This window comes from Brevibacillus dissolubilis (assembly GCF_006170445.1).
Lineage (GTDB): Bacteria > Bacillota > Bacilli > Brevibacillales > Brevibacillaceae > Brevibacillus_B > Brevibacillus_B dissolubilis.
On the sequence record NZ_VCNA01000003.1, the window covers coordinates 238,458 to 256,406 of the forward strand.

Annotated in this window: 21 protein-coding genes; 4 read left to right on the plus strand and 17 right to left on the minus strand. The window is 49.4% G+C overall.

Features of this window, described 5'->3' with window-relative positions:
• The first annotated feature begins 140 nt into the window (after positions 1-140).
• Positions 141-413 (plus strand): DUF2627 domain-containing protein, encoded by a 273-nt coding sequence (locus tag FGI41_RS07185; RefSeq protein WP_139489283.1) that lies wholly within the window; start codon positions 141-143, stop codon positions 411-413.
• A 240-nt stretch (positions 414-653) separates the two neighbouring features.
• On the opposite strand, the gene FGI41_RS07190 is transcribed toward FGI41_RS07185, so the two are convergent.
• The 11 genes from FGI41_RS07190 to FGI41_RS24805 form a co-directional block, all read right to left on the minus strand.
• Positions 654-1,625, minus strand: a complete 972-nt coding sequence (locus FGI41_RS07190) for a UDP-N-acetylmuramyl pentapeptide phosphotransferase (protein ID WP_139489284.1) — start codon at positions 1,623-1,625, stop codon at positions 654-656.
• Positions 1,626-1,632: 7 nt separating this feature from the next.
• Entirely contained in the window at positions 1,633-2,307 is a 675-nt protein-coding gene (locus tag FGI41_RS07195) for a glycosyltransferase family 2 protein (RefSeq protein WP_139489285.1), read from the minus strand.
• Positions 2,294-2,851, minus strand: coding sequence for a copper transporter (locus FGI41_RS07200; protein ID WP_139489286.1), 558 nt, complete (start codon positions 2,849-2,851; stop codon positions 2,294-2,296). Before FGI41_RS07200 ends, FGI41_RS07195 begins: the two co-directional genes overlap by 14 nt.
• Before the next feature lie 17 nt (positions 2,852-2,868).
• Positions 2,869-4,038 (minus strand): putative cytokinetic ring protein SteA, encoded by a 1,170-nt coding sequence (steA, locus tag FGI41_RS07205; protein ID WP_368656625.1) that lies wholly within the window; start codon positions 4,036-4,038, stop codon positions 2,869-2,871.
• 128 nt (positions 4,039-4,166) lie between these two features.
• The gene (locus FGI41_RS07210) at positions 4,167-4,340 is read right to left on the minus strand and encodes a DUF2759 family protein (protein ID WP_139489288.1); all 174 of its coding nucleotides are present in this window, start codon (positions 4,338-4,340) and stop codon (positions 4,167-4,169) included.
• Between the two features lie 131 nt (positions 4,341-4,471).
• Entirely contained in the window at positions 4,472-5,857 is a 1,386-nt protein-coding gene (locus FGI41_RS07215) for an MATE family efflux transporter (protein ID WP_255298361.1), read from the minus strand.
• Positions 5,858-6,082: 225 nt separating this feature from the next.
• Complete coding sequence (locus FGI41_RS07220) at positions 6,083-7,297, minus strand: ROK family transcriptional regulator (protein ID WP_139489290.1); 1,215 nt, start codon at positions 7,295-7,297, stop codon at positions 6,083-6,085.
• A gap of 108 nt (positions 7,298-7,405) precedes the next feature.
• On the minus strand, positions 7,406-8,530 hold the full coding sequence (locus tag FGI41_RS07225; protein ID WP_139489291.1) for a M24 family metallopeptidase: 1,125 nt from the start codon (positions 8,528-8,530) through the stop codon (positions 7,406-7,408).
• Between the two features lie 464 nt (positions 8,531-8,994).
• Positions 8,995-9,366 (minus strand): VOC family protein, encoded by a 372-nt coding sequence (locus tag FGI41_RS07230; protein ID WP_139489292.1) that lies wholly within the window; start codon positions 9,364-9,366, stop codon positions 8,995-8,997.
• Positions 9,367-9,414: 48 nt separating this feature from the next.
• The gene (locus FGI41_RS07235) at positions 9,415-10,254 is read right to left on the minus strand and encodes a metallophosphoesterase (protein WP_176560168.1); all 840 of its coding nucleotides are present in this window, start codon (positions 10,252-10,254) and stop codon (positions 9,415-9,417) included.
• A 188-nt stretch (positions 10,255-10,442) separates the two neighbouring features.
• Positions 10,443-10,613, minus strand: coding sequence for a hypothetical protein (locus tag FGI41_RS24805; RefSeq protein WP_176560169.1), 171 nt, complete (start codon positions 10,611-10,613; stop codon positions 10,443-10,445).
• Between the two features lie 683 nt (positions 10,614-11,296).
• On the opposite strand from FGI41_RS24805, the gene FGI41_RS24810 reads away from it, so the two are divergent.
• The 3 genes from FGI41_RS24810 (at position 11,297) to FGI41_RS07245 (ending at position 12,398) form a co-directional block, all read left to right on the plus strand.
• On the plus strand, positions 11,297-11,434 hold the full coding sequence (locus FGI41_RS24810) for a hypothetical protein (RefSeq protein ID WP_176560170.1): 138 nt from the start codon (positions 11,297-11,299) through the stop codon (positions 11,432-11,434).
• A 23-nt stretch (positions 11,435-11,457) separates the two neighbouring features.
• Positions 11,458-11,835: a hypothetical protein gene (locus FGI41_RS07240; protein ID WP_139489294.1), complete on the plus strand. Its 378-nt coding sequence runs from the start codon at positions 11,458-11,460 to the stop codon at positions 11,833-11,835.
• A gap of 443 nt (positions 11,836-12,278) precedes the next feature.
• Positions 12,279-12,398 (plus strand): DUF4023 family protein, encoded by a 120-nt coding sequence (locus tag FGI41_RS07245; RefSeq protein ID WP_139489295.1) that lies wholly within the window; start codon positions 12,279-12,281, stop codon positions 12,396-12,398.
• A gap of 68 nt (positions 12,399-12,466) precedes the next feature.
• On the opposite strand, the gene FGI41_RS07250 is transcribed toward FGI41_RS07245, so the two are convergent.
• The 6 genes from FGI41_RS07250 to FGI41_RS07275 form a co-directional block, all read right to left on the minus strand.
• Positions 12,467-12,925 carry an NUDIX domain-containing protein gene (locus FGI41_RS07250; RefSeq protein WP_176560171.1) on the minus strand — a complete coding sequence of 153 codons (459 nt, stop codon included), beginning with the start codon at positions 12,923-12,925 and terminating at the stop codon, positions 12,467-12,469.
• A gap of 95 nt (positions 12,926-13,020) precedes the next feature.
• A complete protein-coding gene (locus tag FGI41_RS07255) occupies positions 13,021-13,248 on the minus strand; it encodes a hypothetical protein (RefSeq protein ID WP_139489297.1) in 228 nt (75 codons plus the stop codon).
• Positions 13,249-13,362: 114 nt separating this feature from the next.
• Complete coding sequence (locus FGI41_RS07260; RefSeq protein ID WP_139489298.1) at positions 13,363-14,721, minus strand: helix-turn-helix domain-containing protein; 1,359 nt, start codon at positions 14,719-14,721, stop codon at positions 13,363-13,365.
• A gap of 241 nt (positions 14,722-14,962) precedes the next feature.
• On the minus strand, positions 14,963-16,243 hold the full coding sequence (locus FGI41_RS07265; protein WP_139489299.1) for a helix-turn-helix domain-containing protein: 1,281 nt from the start codon (positions 16,241-16,243) through the stop codon (positions 14,963-14,965).
• Positions 16,244-16,515: 272 nt separating this feature from the next.
• Complete coding sequence (locus FGI41_RS07270; protein ID WP_139489300.1) at positions 16,516-17,100, minus strand: hypothetical protein; 585 nt, start codon at positions 17,098-17,100, stop codon at positions 16,516-16,518.
• Between the two features lie 77 nt (positions 17,101-17,177).
• Positions 17,178-17,498: a hypothetical protein gene (locus FGI41_RS07275; RefSeq protein ID WP_139489301.1), complete on the minus strand. Its 321-nt coding sequence runs from the start codon at positions 17,496-17,498 to the stop codon at positions 17,178-17,180.
• Positions 17,499-17,949: the final 451 nt, after the last annotated feature.

Genomic DNA, 17,949 nt, shown 5'->3' on the forward strand with positions numbered 1-17,949 from the left:
TATGTCTTATCCCCCTTACGTGCGGCATGTCGAAAGTCTCTCCCCATCCTTTTTATTGTATCGGAATTTCGCGGTTGGACAAGAGTGTCGCTATGCTTTATGATGAATGGGGAGTTTTTGCAAAAGGACGTGACATACAAATGTTAGGACAAAAGATTGTGGCCTTGCTGATCATGGTGATCCCTGCCGCGATTGCGATGTATGGGGTGAAGCTGATCCGCGATGCCTTTTACGCCTATTTTAATCCGGACGTGCAGACGATTTTATATGGAGATATCATGCTGGGTCTTGTGCTGTTCATCGTACCTGTGCTGTTCATCGGGGGGTTCGTGCTGCATCACGACCGCAAACGGAACCGGGTACAGCCACGGTTTATGAAGCGTGATCCGGAAGATGATGATGACGAAGACTAGATATTTGTGATAATGGTCGATTTACTCTCTTCATGAATTTAACAATAAGAAGAGTAAATGAAGGTGATCTCTCATGCAAAGGCGTTGCAGATGTTGTGAGTACCGCATGTCTCGAATGCCACAGATGCGACAAAGACCCGATCACTCGACAGAGTGTATGTCGTTGTTGTTCATGGTTTTGTCCGAGACCAATCGAAGAATAACTTACTTGAAAAGCCACCCGATTCGTCTGGGTGGCTTTTACATGTTATCCCGTGCCCTCCCCCACTCATCCAGACGATTCAGCCATGCCGTCGATCGGATCACACGCGAGAATGAGACCTTTTCCGCGACGAGATGCAGGAGGACAAACAAAGCGACAACCGTGAGTTTAATCGGGAGCGTACAGCTTATAACCAACGTGTACCCCGTCAAAAACCCAAGCGCATTGGCCCCTGTGTCACCCAGCATCACCTGCCCCCGTGCATCGTAGGGAAAATAGAGCAGGGTGGCGATCATAACCGGCAGGAAGAATCCCCAAACCATCGGGTAAAAAAAGAGAGGGGTGGTGAACAGCACCGCGACCATAATTAACCAAAAGACTTTGATCGCACGGGTGGGACGCAGGTCGAACAAGTTGATCAGGTTGGTGGATAAAGCGATCAGGGCTGCATTGGTGAGAAGCTGGAGCAATAAGTGGATATTCGAATCTGTAGCCCCCGAGCCTGTGTCGGTCTTCATTTCGGGATAGGTCAAGACTCCCCCCACTGTCAATGCCACCACTCCCACCCCGACTGCTTTGACCAGTCCACTCGTCAGGCGTTTATCCCGGAAAAAGATACCGAAGTGTCCGCGAAAGCCTTTGACTGCCTTATCCGTGGAGAGGTCATCGTACCATCCGATCAGAGCGGTGCAGAGGAGTCCGGGCAGGAGCGTGAATAGGACTGACGACATCATCATGTTCCCTATCAAGTTGACCACTAAAGCCACCATCAGCACCGACACCGCCATATTCCCCACCAGCAACAATCCCGCCGCTGTCGGAATCCGCTCCCCTCGGTAATTTTCCCGCACCATGCCGATGTGTACCAGCTTTTTCATCCCCAAATGGAATGTGAAACGATGCACCAGAACAGGGACCGCAACCGCGACCACCAACAGCGGTAACGTGTGTACCAGATTCACCGGCTCAAGCATCTCCAACACCCCGCCATCTGAGATTCTACCACTCATCCGCTCCTCACCAGCTCTCCCGCCATTTCCGCGACAAGGCTCGTCCGATCGCCACGAACTCTTTTCCCCGATGCATAAAGCCGTGCAGGTCATTGCCTGTCTGGCGATGCGAGAATTCAACGGGAACCTCCTGCACCTTGTACCCCGCGCGCAATACATCCACCGTCAGCCCCACTTCGATCCCGAAGCCATGATCCAGCGTCCCCACCTGTGCCAGCACTTCACGGCGAATTGCGCGTTGACCGGAGAGCGGTGCAGACGGTGTGAAGCCGGTCAGCATTTTGATCCCGTGGCGGGCGAGTCCTTTGGCCAAGCCGAAGCCAGTCCTCTGCTTAGGACGCGGAAAAGCAGCGATCGCCATGTCGCAATGCCCTTCCAGCACGGGAGTTACCAACCGATGGGCTTCTGCCGCCGTCTCTTTGAGATCACCGTCTAACAACAGCAAGACTTCCCCGCGTGCGAGCCGCCAGCCGATCTGAAGCGCTGTCCCTTTGCCGTAATTCTGCGGCAGAGAGCAGACATGGTCTGCATAGCGCTTGGCGAGTCTGACGGTATCATCCTGGCTGCCGTCATCGACCACGATCAGCTCGTCACACGGCACCGCACGCCGCACTGCCTGCAGAGTCGCTTCGATGTTGGCTGCTTCATTGTATGCAGGGATGATCACACTAACTTTTTTCATGCTCCCACCTCGTTTCTTTGATCAAGAGCTGCACATTCTCCAGCAGCTTCCACTGTTGGGAGGGTGAGTTGGGGACCGTCTCAATATGCACCCATTTGGATTCGTCCGGGAGCATCCCCAGCCACTCCGGCTTTTGCCTGCCAAAAATCAAAAGCGGCATCCCCGCCTTAGGTGGTTGATCCGTAACTGTCTGCATGGTGATCCCGATGGTGTCAAACAGCCGCTCCACCTTGCCCAGCTTCACCCCTTCGGCACGCCAGACCGCGACACTCTGTCCGTGCAGATCGTCTGCATAGCGCGTGGTCATCAGGTGCAGCACTTCGTTGTTGTTCTGCTCTACTTCCACAATCAGCTGATTGATCTGTTGCTTCAGCTCGCTGTTGCTTTTGAGCGCTTTGTCATATTTTTGTTCCATGCTAAGCAAAAATTCCTGCTGCGTACCGGCAAGCCATGACTGCCCGGCTGTACCCCCGAGCAGAATCCCGACCCCCAGCGCCAGAAAAATCGCTGCGATGGTGAGCAAATGATAGCGAAAATGAATCATCGTCTCCCCCTGATCCGCTAGAATGGAAAGCTTTTGAACTGCATCCACAGCATCTGCATGACATGACGCGTGACCGGATTCACCGCAATGATCGCGATGATCGGAGCCAGCATCGCCGAGGTGAGCATCGCCCAGATGTTCCACGTAAGACGCGGCTGATAAAGCTGGCTGACCCCTTTGGCATCGATCAGCTTAAGCCCGATCTTCGTTCGGACCAACAGCGTACTCGCCATCCCCTTGCGCCCTTTTTCGAGAAAATCAATCATATTGGTGTGCGTCCCAATCGTTACGATCAGCTGGGCCTCCTGCTCATACGCAAGCAGCATCGCCACATCCTCACTCGTTCCCGGGGCAGGCAATAAATGATAGGGGAGTCCCAGCTCCTCCATCCGCAACTGTCCCGGCGCCCGTCCATCCGGGAAGGCATGCACCACAATCTCTCCACCGCACTGAAGCGCCCAGTCTGAGATACTGTCCATATCCCCAATAATCACATCCGGCACATAACCAAACTCCAAAAGCGCATCCGCTCCCCCGTCCACCGCAATCAGCACGGGTCGGTACTCACGGATATAAGAGTGCAAGGTCTTCAAATCCTCACGGTAATGCCTGCCGCGCACGACCACGACGACATGCCTGTCCCGCATGCTCGTCCTAAACTTGAGCGGAGGCATCGGACGCAAGAACAGATCCTTCTCCTGTCCTGCGTAATGAAGCGTATTATCAATAAACTCTGATAGCGTCGCATCCAGTGTAGCGCAGGCCATCTGCCATTTGCGGTCAGCTTCTGCCTGGCCGAGCAGGGACAACCGGGCGATTGGCTGCCAGCCCTCCGTCGTTTTCATCAAGAGCGAGTTATCTGTGATCATCACCTCGATGCCATCTGAGAGACTCATCAGCGCATCTGGTTCTGCACTCACCACCTCGTAGAGCGGCACGCCTGCCTGCAGCAGCTTTTTTGCGCCCATCGCCGGATACGCCCCACTCAAAAAAGGCACCGTATTAATCACCGCACCCACCCGTGCCTCCAGAAGGGAATCAGCCGCCACTTCATCTACATCAGCATGGGCCAGCACGGCAATCTGTCCGGGGCGCAGACGCTTGCAGAGTTGTTTGGTCTTGCGGTCTACGACAATCACAGCCTGATGGGATGCACCAGTGTCGGCACGTTTTCGTTTGAACAGCAACAATCCCACCTCCATCTGCTAGTATGGCAATTGTTGGCGGGAAACATGCGGGTTTTTTGCATACGAAAAAGAGACTGCGCCCCAAAGTGGCACAGTCTCTTGATTGCATCCGTTATCAAATTGATGACTTATTTCCCGGTCAGACCAAATACAAACAGAATCAGGTAGTCAGCAAACAGGAAAATAGCCAATGATACTGCACTGAATCCGACAGCAAATGTATTTTTCACCTTCATGGAACGGACGAGGCCCCAAGCGATGAATACTGTACAAAGCAGCATGATAATGTTCATAACAACCATCTCGCACAACTCCTTTCCTTACATAAGAACTCTCTTACTAGGATAACTATGGCACTTTTCATTATATAGCCTACCCAAATGTGAAACAAGTCATAAAACAAATGTGACAACCGAATTCACAATTGGGCATATTACACCGCAGCCGACTCTTCTGGAACCGGGTCTGGCCGGACGAGAATCTTCTTCTCCCAAGCCCGACTCTTCCAACGCCAGTACATGAGAATCCCGCGCAGCCACTCATCTGTCGCAAAGGCAATCCAGAAGCCGAGCAGTCCCATATTCATATGAATCCCGAGGAAATAGCCAAGCGGCACACTGACGCCCCACATCGAGAGAATCCCCATCACGACCGGGAATTGCGCGTCACCTGCCGCACGCAGCGAAGCGATCACCACGATATTAAACGTCCGTCCCGGCTCCAAGATGATACAGAACAAAAGCAGGCTGACACCCGCCTCGATAATCGCCTGATCGCTCGTGAAGATCCCCAACAGATCACGGGCAAAGAATGCCATCACACAGACACACACGACGGTGACCATGAAGCTGATCCGCAGGCTTCGCATCAGCTGCTGATAGGCTTCTTCTATTTTCCCAGCCCCGATCAGCTGTCCGACCATAATCTGCGTCCCGACACCCAACGAGAGTCCGCACAGCATGACGAAGTACATAATATTGAGCGAATAAATGCGGGTCGCTAAAGCAGACGTACCCAAGAGCGCAATCATCGTCGTACACATCAACTGGCTGAGCTGATACGACAGGTTTTCCCCGGCACCTGGTACGCCGATTTTGAGAATGTCTTTGACATACTTGATTTGAATCCGGAAATAATCCTTTACTTCTACCGTAAAATTGACGCGACGGTACATAATAAACAGCATCACGCCAAAAGCCAGCGCACGGCTGACCGCAGTCGAGATAGCCACACCTGTCACACCAAGCTGCGGCACTCCCATCACGCCAAAAATAAACAAATAGTTCCCGACGACGTGAATCACGTTCATCCCAAGCGACACCAGCATCGCATCACGCGTAAATCCAACAGAGCGTACCACCGCCCCTGCTGTATTTAAGAGCGCTTGGAAAAACAAGGTCGAGCCTACAATCAACAGGTACGCACTGGCATACTCCATCAGCTCCGGCTTGACGTTCATCATGCCCAACAGATCTTCGCGGAACAGCACCATACTCAAGCTGATCAACAGGCCGAAGAGCAAGTTCATTGAAAGTGAAATCGCTGTGATCTGCCCTGATTCGGCATACTTGCGGGCACCTGTATACTGTGCGACCAACACTCCCGTCCCTTGGCTGACAAAGGCAAAAATCATCAGACAGGCCGCCACCAGCTGATTCGCCACCCCGACAGCAGCTACCGCCTCGTCTGAGATATGGGCCAGCATGAACGTATCGGCTGTCCCCATCAGCATATGGAGGAAAAACTCAATCGCAATTGGCCAGGTCAGCGCAAACAGACTCATTCGTTTGACCGCTTGATCAGCATCAGCTTGGGTCAACTCAACCATCTCCCTCGTTCTATCTGAATCTTTCTTTTTATTCGGCTATTGTATACCTCTGTCTGTAAAAGTTCAACAACCGCCAAAAGCATATGCACATCGGACACCTTGCATACCGTACATACCAGCTCACAAGCGCTCTGATGTAATATCTGCCATCCGTTCCCCGATAAAAAAACCTGTTGTTCAGCCACAGGAGCACTGAACAACAGGTTCTGATGCATATCACACGTCCCCGATACCGGACGGTGTATATAATTTTTGCAAAAGCAGCGTAAATCCTCCGATGGCTACGGCATTAGGTCCCAATGTGGAGACAACGATCGTCAGCTTCTCAAGCGCTTGTCCAAAAGCCTTCGCTTCGACGGTATCGATAAGCGATGAGACGACGTGCTCCCCATGCCGGATCACCGAACCACACAGAATAATCCGCTGCGGACTCAGCATATGAATCAGATTGGTGAGCGCCGTGCCGAGATAGCCCCCTGTCGCCTTCAAGATATCCAAGGCCAACGGGTCACCGGCATCGGCCGCCGAGTAGATGAGTTCATAGGTCAGGTCAGCCGCCTTGCCGTTTTCCAGCCATTCGGTGAGAACGCTTACGCGACCTTCTTCGATGGCCTGCCTCGTGCGTCTGATGACCGCCTGTTTCGAGACGAACATATCCAGACAACCACGGTTGCCGCATTTGCACTGAGGCCCGTCATAATCGATGGTGACATGCCCAAGCTCCCCTGCAGTGAAAAAAGAGCCGTGGTACACCTTTTGATCCAGTACGATTCCTGCACCGATCCCTGTCCCTACACTGATGCAGACAAAATTAGGGATATTTTGTCCCTGACCAAACCAGCTCTCTGCCAGCGCCAAGGCCCGTACATCATTTTCCAGTTCGACCGGAATACCAAACCGGGCTTCCAAAGCCGCCTTGATCGGAACATCACGGAAGTTCAGCTTCAGCCCGTAGACCAGAACACCCCGGTCTCTGTCGATTAAACCCGCCATCCCGACTCCAATCCCGAGATATGACCTGGCTTCTGATTTCGCTTTGACCGCTTCCACTGCCTGAACCAGTAATTCGATATAATCATCGGCGGTGACCTGCGGCGGTACTTGAATCTGTGCTTCTCCGGTTATCTTTCCATCCAGTGTGGCTGTGACCGCAGAGATTTGGGTAATCCCCGCATTCAGGCCGATCAGATGATAGGCACCGGGATTAATGGTTAACAGGATTGGCTTGCGCCCCCCTGTCGAGTCCCCCCGTTTACTTTCTACTACCAACTTCGCCTCCAGTAATTCCCCGACAATATTGGTCACTGTCGGAGGTGTCAGCTTGGTCAGCTTGGCAATTTCTGCCCGCGAAATAGGCTCGTGCAGACGGATGACATTAAGTATGGTTGATTTATTGACTGACTTCATCCATTGAAAATTACCGATTTGCATCAATCGGACTCCTCCCTGTACTGCCCCAATTTCTCTTTACCTCTATCTCTACTTTATCTCTTATCTCTCTTTATCTCTATCTGTCTTTTTTTATTTTGTTATTTTTTTTTATTTTTCTCTGATCAAAATATCTGGACGTAAGTAATCCTTCCCATTTTTGCTGATCAAAATCGACGGCCATTCACCGGTATGGGTCAAGATCTCATTCTCCCCATCGCCTACCAGCATCGTATCCTCGGTCTTCACTCCATATACTGCTGGATTCCACGCAAAGGCCTGATTCACCTGCACGCGGCCTGTCGATTGGTAGTTGGCATGGAACTCACGGGCGGCATAGCCCGTCGGCCCGCCTTGGTTCAGATAGCGCCAGTCGTATGGATAGCCCGCCTCCCGGTATGCTTGAATCCCCTTGGCAAACACATCACGGATCAACCGGCCCGGACTGGTCGCCGCGAGAAAACCGACCTCAATCTCCGCCAGCTTCTTCCTGTTGACCAACAGCTCCGGCGACAATGGCCCGAAATGAACCAACCGCGTCACATTCGCGTGTAATCCTGCCTTTTCAGCACTGAGGGAAAGCATGGCATATGTATCGAGTTGCTTGTCCGTTGCTACCGGATTGCGGTAGCGGTAGATCCGCTCATCTGTAGCGATCTGCATAACACGCGGCGTGATACCGAGCCGCCAGACCTTTTCAGCCAGACGTGCCTGTATCTCATATTCGGTCATGCCTGGCTCCAACTCACGGCAGACATCCTCCACCGTCTTGGCCACCATCTGGCATAAATCCCGGTATCGGTTCACCTCATCAGGTGATAGCACATAAGTAGTCTCAGCCAGCTCCGTACCCAAATCCACCGTATCTTCCAAATCGATCAACGATGTCGGCAGATCCAGACCGATACTTTTTCCCTTGCACAACTGCTGGATGGCTGCATCATTGCCTTCATACCACTCCGGCGTGATCAGGGTGCAACTCACACTACCGTCATAAAACACCTCCCTCTCCATTCTGACTGCATCCATCCTATTGCTGATACAATACACCTCTTCCGGCAAAATTAAAAGATCTGCCACACCAAATTCAGTCGATTTTCCGTCTTGATTGTCCAATCCCCCCGTCAACCAAGAGAAGCTGCGCCGTCTACGCAATAAGATTCCGTCCAGCCCATGCATCTCCATGAGATCGCGTATAATGGTAACCCGCTCCTTAAAAAACTTCCCTTCTCTCATCCAACCTTTATCTCCTTTTCAACAAAACTTCATACTAATGTAAATATTTCGTTATTAACATATTAAATCACTTTTTTAACATGGTAAAGGGAGACAGCCTGCGCTATCTCCCTTTTTTTCAAAAAAATCACTTTTTTCTGCTATCCACATCGTCCAACGGTCTTTCCTGACGATTGGTTCCCCCTTGGACAGATGATCCCCGATACAGCTTAGCATATGCTTCCATTTCGCGTCACTTCGCTCATGCAGGTCCGAGCTTCCAGTCCGCCCGCGCAGATCATCAGTCAGCAGGTCAACCACTGAATATCGCTGCCAAAATTCCCAAACAGCACATTCTACAATGTTAGAAAATCTAGTGCTTCTAGTACATAACAAAGCCGTTGTACCTCCTCTGACTTCGGTCTGCGCAAAAATCCCCACGTCCAGCAAGCGTAGAAACACTCAAACAGATCGCCGAACCGCTCCTATTCGTCCCACTCCATGAATTCGAGACGGTTGCCCCACGGATCATCGGCAAAAAAGCGCTTTCTTCCTTCAATTGCATTGTCTTCTTTTACCTTCACACCATTCTTGACCAGCCGCTCCATCAGTGCAGTCAGATCGTTGACCACGAAGGCTGGGTGAGCTTTTTTCGCTGGCTGGAACATATCTTCCACCCCGATATGTATTTCTTGCTTACCTGCCTGGAACCAGCAGCCACCGCGCTTGCGCAGCTCCTCCGGTTTGGGGATCTCCTCCATCCCGAGCAGGCTGCCGTAAAAAGCACGTGCCTGTTCTTCACAGCCAACAGGGGCCGCTACTTGCACATGATCTATACCAACAAATGTATGGCTCATTTGTCTGACCTCCTATAATTAGACTATACTTTACCATTATAAGATGGACTAGTGTATAAATGTAAAGAAAGTTAGCTCAGGACGACAATAAAATCGCACAGGAAGATGCGTCGTGCCCAAACCTCTGGTGGTATAGACCATCATCTGCGTCTCCTGCACCCGTTGCAAGCCGTCAGGAAACCGATCCGCATTCGGGGGCAGCACCAGATGACCGATCAACGGCAGACGCACCTGCCCGCCATGACTATGCCCGGAGAGCTGCAGATCAATCTTGTGCTCCAGTGTCTCCAATGCGAAGTTCGGCGCATGGGAGAGCAGGATTTTGCAGCCGTCTAGAGGCACACCCTCGGCCGCCCTGACGATATCAGGCGTGCTCATCGTCATATCCTCTACACCGAGCATGTAGAGCACATCACTGCCCCGCCGCACCACGGCATGCTGGTTCCGCAGTACCTGAAATCCGGCCTTCGTCAGATGAGCCGCCACCAGCTCATCATCCCTGTAATAATCATGATTGCCAAGCACCGCAAACTTCCCCAGTGGAGCATGGAGCTTACGGAGCAGCTCCACGGTCTCGTCCATATGATCCAGTTCGTTATCAACCAAATCCCCCGTAAAACAAATGATGTCAGGCTTAAAATGATTGATTTTTTCCATTTCACGCGAAAAATGTTGCGGTTCATAAAAAAATCCCATGTGTAAATCGCTGAAATGAGCTAATTTTAGCCCCTTATATTCCTTTGGCAGACGCGGAAGGGCCAGCTTGATCTCGTTGATCTCCACCCAAAACCGTTCCTTCGTAAAGCCGTAGGAGCCGGCCAACACCGATGAGACAGATGCCATCGCTGTTCCCAAGATCCCTTTTTTGAGGAATTTTCTGCGGCTCATTCTGGTCTTCCAATGCTCTTCCCGCATGCCCCTACACCCCGATTCGCTCCGTTTGTCTTTTTTTACCTTCCCTAATAAATACACCATCACACAGCAAAAAAGCAAGTCACGGCACACTATGCTGTGACTTGCTTCTGACTGTATTCTGACTTGCTTTCTTGGCTGGTACATCTTCCCTTTTTGCTATTTTATCGTATAATGGGGATAGGAGTTCCGTATGGGGTCTCCACCATTTTTTGTGAGGAGCGTTCCTGTGGCTTGGCGGTTGGAGGAACGTTCTTTTTTTCTTTTTCAAGCATGCGACGACAATATTCATCATATTCATCAGGAGCGAACTCATCTGGCCAGATTAGCATCATCTATCACCTCCTTTAGTGACCTATGTGTATTACCGCTGTTTTTACTTTATATGCGATTTAGAAAATTTTGCTGAAAAAATAAACTTAAATTAATGGAAATCGGTGGGTGGCGCCGGAGAGTTGCCGTCTGTCCCGGTTTGGTGGAATAATGATAAAGGATAGTTCGAAGAAGCTTTTATTACGGGCTTAGCTATGAAGTTAAGTACTACCGAACCCAACTATCCTTGACTCACCCTAACTCATCCAACGCCACCGCTCCTCCTGCCACCCCACCATATTCCTACCAACAACATTTTTTGAATATACAGAAAAAAACGATGTCGAGATGACATCGTTTTTTCGTTCTTCCCTATGTTGTTTCAAGCAGATCGCTTCTTACCGCAGGCCATGCAGCGGCTTCCTACCAGCTTTCACCAAAAATGTCTTGTTTCACAGTTGGTGCATTAACAGAAATACCACCGCTGATGACGGATACGATCAGCGCGAAAGTAAGCACGAACTTTTTCATCATGATTCCTCCCATCCTATGATTTCGTGACAAAATATCACAGAATAATTGCCAGAACTTATCTTAACACATCTGGCACATTTTTCAATACAGCTAACATTAATATTCATCGAGTTAACAAATGAAACGGGGCATGATATAAAAGCAATTCATTTTCAAGGAAGGTGGGATTCGCATGTCCAAGCAAAATGGCGTGAAAAACGAAATGGGCCGCGAGGAGAACCCTTCGCAAACCCGTGCTTCTACGACCCTGAGCAAAGAAGATGCAGCGCTGTCCAAGATGGAGCGCAAGGAACGTAATAAAGAATACTAATTCATTTCGGGGAGGCGATTCTTTTGCAAGGTTATGACCCAAGGTTCGCCCAATACCAAGAGCAGTTCCGCATGCACCATCAACAGGCGGAGGCTCACCGCAGACAGGCAGAATCACATCGTCAACAGGCCGACATCCACGAACGTCAGGCACAGGTACATGAGCAGCAGGCCCTGATCCTCAAGCAAGCCTGCGAGCAGCGCCCGATCTCTGCAGCACGCGCTCAGGCGATTGTGGTGCAGCCACAAGTGGCGACGATTGTACCATCTGTCACAGTGACAACACCGATGATGGTGTCTCGCTCTGTCGAGGAGTACCATCCATACGACACCCAGCACGTTGCCAATGAAGGGTATGTATCAGACGCTGCACTTGCTTTCCGTGGCCGCGTCCTGAAATAACCAGTTGCTCCAGACAAAAAAATACCCCGCCAGTCTGCGTAGTTTTGGGCGGGGGTGCAAGATTCTCGGGCTGTTTCATTGTCGTATGTTAGGGTTCTAAAAAAATTCCCTACCCCCAACCGAACCATCTTCGGGGGAGGGAAAGCATTTCGTCCGTGACGTACTGTGTGCAAACACGCTGTACAGGAACGAGCTTCTGTGATTATCATACTTGTTTTTGTCCGAAAAGTATGTAGGGGGTTACAGGGTCTGTTACCAAGGATTCTGTTTCCATTCGATGAGGACAAAAAAATTCCCCGCCAGTCTGCGAATTTTGGGCGGGGAAGGTGCAATGGATATCGGACTATCCGTGATTAAATATACTCATTTTCGACACAAAGCACAAACGTAATTACTGGTTCAACTCGGAGACCAGTGGAAAAAAGAAAGGTGGTCGATCCAACATGGAGAGCACAGAAAAATTCGTAGATAAAATTCAAGACTGGCAAGCACAGGATAAGAAAAACAAGCAGCACCAAGGCAGTGGCAACCAATCCCACGCGCTCCCAAGCAAAGGCAAATAAACAACGTAATAGCAATAGCCCCGCGCTCACGGCTCAGACAGCCGGCAGGCGGGGCTATTTTTCACGTTTTATCCGGTCGCTCCGACATAAACTGGAGCAGACGATGCCTGCAGATCCATCAGTTCCTCACGCAGTCGCATCGGATAGAGCCTCACCTTCATGAGATCCGCGAGCGGCAGCCATTCCACCCCAACCATGTTCGGGTCGGGGACATTGCCTGTCGTTGCCTCCTGCCCTTCCTTGAGCGTGCAGAGGAAAAAGATCTCGATCTGGTGCAGCTCGCTTAATTCACCCGTCTCGTAATGCTGGTTGCCGATGAACTCGCGCACGAAGCGCAGCTCACCTACCTCCACCTCGATCCCCGCTTCCTCCAGGCACTCACGCCGAACGGTGTCAGCCAGATTTTCTCCAGGTGCTTGTCCTCCACCAGGCACCGTATAGAAGACTTCATTTCCATCGTTATATGTAGACACAAGAATATGATTGTTCTGAATCACAATCGCTCTCGCTGCCGTCCGAAGCTTCACAGCAAAAACCCCCTCATTCTTGACTGGTCTCGTTATTATAGATGAATCGCTCCAAAGAAAAAAGAGCGGAAATCCCGCTCCTTTTGTTGCATGCTCTATCTCTCTCCCTGACCTTGGTCTTGAGAGTTGTTGTCAAGTTCCATTTGGGTGAGCATCTGTTTCAGTTTCTCTGTCTGCACCTGATAGTCCTTGACCACCTCGGTGAGTGCGCTGACCGATTCATGCATGTTCTGATCATTGCTGATGTGGTCAATCGCCTTATGCAAATGTTGCATTTTGTCTTCTGTTATGCGTAACATATCGACGAGTTGCATACCATTCATATCAATCACCTCTGGACTTTTTCTTTAGTTTGTCCGGGATCAGGGGTAGATTATTCTTGTGGGTAAACTGGATTTCCCCCTCTTCATCTTATAAAATGAATTTGTGATGTCCAATCACGTTTTATCGGACGTTCCCTGTATCTTGGCGGATGGGGGAACGTCTTTGTTTTTGGCGAGTCGCTTGATTCCAACCCGCAATAGCCGGATCGCCTGCTCTGCTTGGCGCTCCAGACGGGTCAGATTCCCGTAATGACTCGCTTGTGAAGCCAGTTGTTTCATGTCTGCAAGTGCAAGCTGGAGCTCTCCTTTGGCAAAATAATAACGGGAGCGCGCCTCAATATAGCGCATGGCATACGGCTGCCGCTCAAGCCCAGAGGCCCCTGCAAGGCCGTCCAACTCCACCTGATGGGTCTGGATGAACGCATCAGCCTCCGCGGTCCGTTCGTCCCGCAGAAGGCACTCCAGAGCGGCTGGGTACATCTCGTCCTTCTCCTCCATGCTCTCGGCCCAGACAAGCCCTTTCTCGATGTACGGGTACTGTCCCTTGGAGATCAAGGCAAACCACTTCTTGCCCTCCGCGATCCGCCCCCACTGCTCCCCGAGGATCGACAATTGCTCGATAATCTGCAGACTCTTGAGATAGTCCCCTTTAGCCACAAGCGCATCAATCTGGTAGGTCATCGCCTCACCCAATGCATCCTGCCGGTTGGTCTTTCGTGCGAGGTGTTCATATGCATAGGCGAAATCCAGCAACCGCCCCCACTCTTCAAACACCAAAAACATCTTCAATGCCTGCCGATACCCTTCAAACCGTAAATTGACCGGCTCCCTCCTGCTGGTCTCAACCAAATCCCCCTCAAATTCATACTCCTCTGGCAACTGATTCAGATACTCCAACAGCTGATACAAGGCTTCCCGCCCCTGCTCTCTGACATTCTTATCACGCACGATCATAAACCTGCGGTAATGCGCGATCGCCAAGCGAGCTGATCGGCGGTTGTCGAGCGAGATGATCTTCTCATAATAAGCCAAGGAGTAATCGAGAAACCTAGAATGGTACAGTGTCTCTGCTATGTCGAACAGGATCGTCAAAATTTTGCTTGATTCTTTGTCTTCGAGCAATAGATTCATCAGTCTCCCAATGGTCGCATTTTTGCCGATCTCCAGGCATCTGTGTACGAACTCGCCCAATTTGCCCGGCCGAAGCCGCCCAAGATCATTGCAGCACTCCGCGATAAAATAGTCGTAAAAGTGCCCGATCGGCAGTTCCAGCGCGGCTGTGATGACGTCTAATTGATGGAGTCGAAAAGTCTGCTTATTATTGAGAATATTGCTGATGGTGACACGGTCTATTCCGCTCATCTCGGCCAAATCCTTGCGTCTCAACCCCCTAAGGCTAAGCAGGTTCTGTATGTGCTGGCGCATCTCGATTCGGACGGGTTGGGGATCAAATATCGCAATCAATTCGGTCATCCCTCCTTTACAAGTATTGTAAAGGCAGTTGCGAATAATCGGATGACTGAGTTTTATAACGAAATATGCTTTCTGTTGTAAATAGTTAAAAAAATAAGAGCACTCTGTTTGATCAGAGTGCTCTCGTTTGGTGGGGCTTTTGGGTGGTTTACTTGGTTCTACCAGCCTGGACCGAAATCATCAGGAGACACGGTGGACACTACAACCAATAAAGTTAGTACCCAATACATAAATTTACTTTTCATAATGGAAAGTCACCTCCTTTTACGTGCAACTTCACCACTTCTTGTTGCTCTGTTGTAGTAAATTGTCTGTTTTCTAAGAAAAGATACAAACATTTTTTCATTAGGTTATAGTCATTTAACTTCTCAGCAATTTCTATCGCCTGTAATAAGTCGCTAACCGCTTGTGTTCTCTCATCAATTCGTAAAAGGTAAACAGCTTTAAGATAATAAAAATGTAAATACTGTTTTAGTAAAATGAGATCGTTTTGATTAAAAGGACTCATGTATTCACTGATGTCTGCTAAAAATTCCCCTGCTTCTTTCAGCATATTTGCATTAAGATAGCTACTCATGATTGGCCTAACTGCATTTTGTCCAACTTTTAGTCTCTTTGCGTAAGCGATTAGTTCCGGGACATAATGTGTTTCCCCACGGTCAATCAAATAAATTAAACGGTTGCCAATAGCATAGTCTCTAAACTCAAGATTAATATTTTCATATTGATAAGTTAATCGAATAGCCTCATCGAAATCCTTTTTCCTATGAACTGCGAAACCCAGATATAAAAGGCCGTAACCGTACATTTCCTCGTTGTAACCATACGTGACCTCAATCAGACCCCTTGCCATCCTTCTTAGACGATCCCAATCTTCTGTCACATAAGAATATTTAGCCAACCAAAAATAAGCCTCGATCTTCCATTCCCTCGTCGGCAATTGCTCTACATGCCGTTCCAAGTCAATAGAAGGCTCGTACGCTTCGCGGATGTTGCTTTTCATGATCAAAAAATATTTGAAACAGCTTAGGGAGTAATGATCAGCCAGCAGATTCGTCTCCTCCTGAATTACCCTCCGATACAACACCTTCGCCGCCTCAAATTTCTGTTTTTCATAAAGCTCTTCAGCTATGTCGTATATGATTCGAATATTCTTTTTAGAAATATCAAGCAATTCAGACAATAGAGGATTTGCGAGTTCCATATAGCCCTTCGAATAGCTTGTGATGACAAACTCCCTCGCCCTGTCCAGCTTCAGCTTGCGGGTATCTGCATCAGCCTGGTAGCACTCCCCTATATAATGACGGTAGAAATCCTCTTCCGGCAGCTCCAGAGTACCGATGAGAGCATCAAGTTCCTTTAACCGGATGGATTGTTTATTATTCAAGATCTTGCTGAATGTCGGCTCCGTAAGCTGAATCCGACCCGCAACTGCCTTCGACGATAGCCCCGATCCGGCAATACACTCTTGAATCCGCTGCCTCAGCTCCACCCTGGCCTTTCTGTAATCAAACTCTCCCATACAACTATCACCTTCAATATACACCTTTTTCTTTTATTTTACATCACTTAAATCATTTTTCGTTATAAAAAATCACAAAACTTTTCATAAAGTGAAAATCCTTAGTAGAACCTGATGCTTGATCAAACAAAAAACATCCCCCTGCCCGATGCCGATAACAACGGCGCAAGGCAAAAGGATGTTCCGTTTCAAAGAGGCTTCATTTAAAAGGATCGTCCGTTCAAAAGCACGATAAGCTTTTCATCCGTCCGCTTTTGCACTGTTCTCAACCATTACTCCGTCAGGATAAAATCAGGCCGCACCATATAATCATGCGGGTACAAATCCTGATTGGCGGTCAGAAAGGCTTTGATCATGCCCGTCCGGTACTTCTCATCCACCTGCACAATCACAAAAGAATCGTGCTCATCGGTCAGCGGATAGATCACATTCTGGTGGTCAAACACAGCCCGTGCCTCGTCAAACGTATACATCTGAAGCAGCTTGGAATGCCAGAGAAGCTTATAATATCGAAACACATCATCATGAATGATACGCAGCAGACGGTCTTTGCTCAGGTCCAGTTCGATCCCGATCAGATAACCATGCTCATCCATATCATTTTCATACTCCGCATCAATCTCCCCGATGTCCAGTGCCTTCGCGTAGGTGATGTCGGATTGCCTCATCTTTTCCAGATAGGAGACCACACCCACCGTCCTGAGCGGCTCGATCCGGAGCAGATGAGGATCAGCGATGTAGGTGAGGAGATCGTTCTGTTTTTTATGGTACTTGTCCGTGGTCTGCTCGGATGGCGGCTGCAGATAGATATAACCCATGTCACTACTCGCATCGCAGGTAATCAGAATGGTCGACACCCCCTTCATCCCCAGATCAAAAAACAAAAAACGCCCCGATACCAGTAGTATGAGCGTCCTAGTGTGACTTTATTGGTCTATGTAGGTAAAATGGTTGCGCTGGAGATGAAAATATAAACGAGAATGGCAAACGCTACCGACAGCATCATCATGCCGGCGACTACTCCGTAAAGGGATTTGGAGAGGTGGGTAGAGCGCTGGCCGTTGCCGAGCAGGGCCAAGCTGAAAAGCACCCAAATGACGCCAGAGAGGACTTTTACAGCAACTGTGAAGAAGAGATCCTCGGCTTCTGGATCGATGAAGAAGATATAGAAGGCATCGAGGAAAAAGAAAATGGAGATCAGTAGGGTGATGACGCCTAGAATGCGGCGCTTTTTGGGGGTTGAGGGGTTTGGCATGGTTCTAAAAGCTCCTGATAGGTCATTTGTATTAGGTACATAGTCATAATTATATCAGGTAATATTTGTGATTAATAGTTATAAATTATGATGAATGGGCAATTTGATCTACTAAAAGTATATTTTGTAAGTTATTAGGAATATCAGCTCAATCCATCTAATACTATATACCCGCTCCATCGAAAGAAAAACCCTTCTGATCCAATTATCTTTACACCGTCGGATCAGAAGGGTTCATTCGTATTCAAATGCCACTCCTCATGCTTCCGGTTAGAGGAGATCAGATCTCCACTACTAGTAACTACGATCTGTCTATATGCCGTTTGTTCTTCATCAGTTTCAAAGTACCATGTTTTCAGGTCCGAACCGCTAGTGAGATCAAATCTAAGATATTTCAATTTTTGTCCCCCCTATTCCTTGATAAATGTTGCCTTGTTGCCAAGTTCAACAT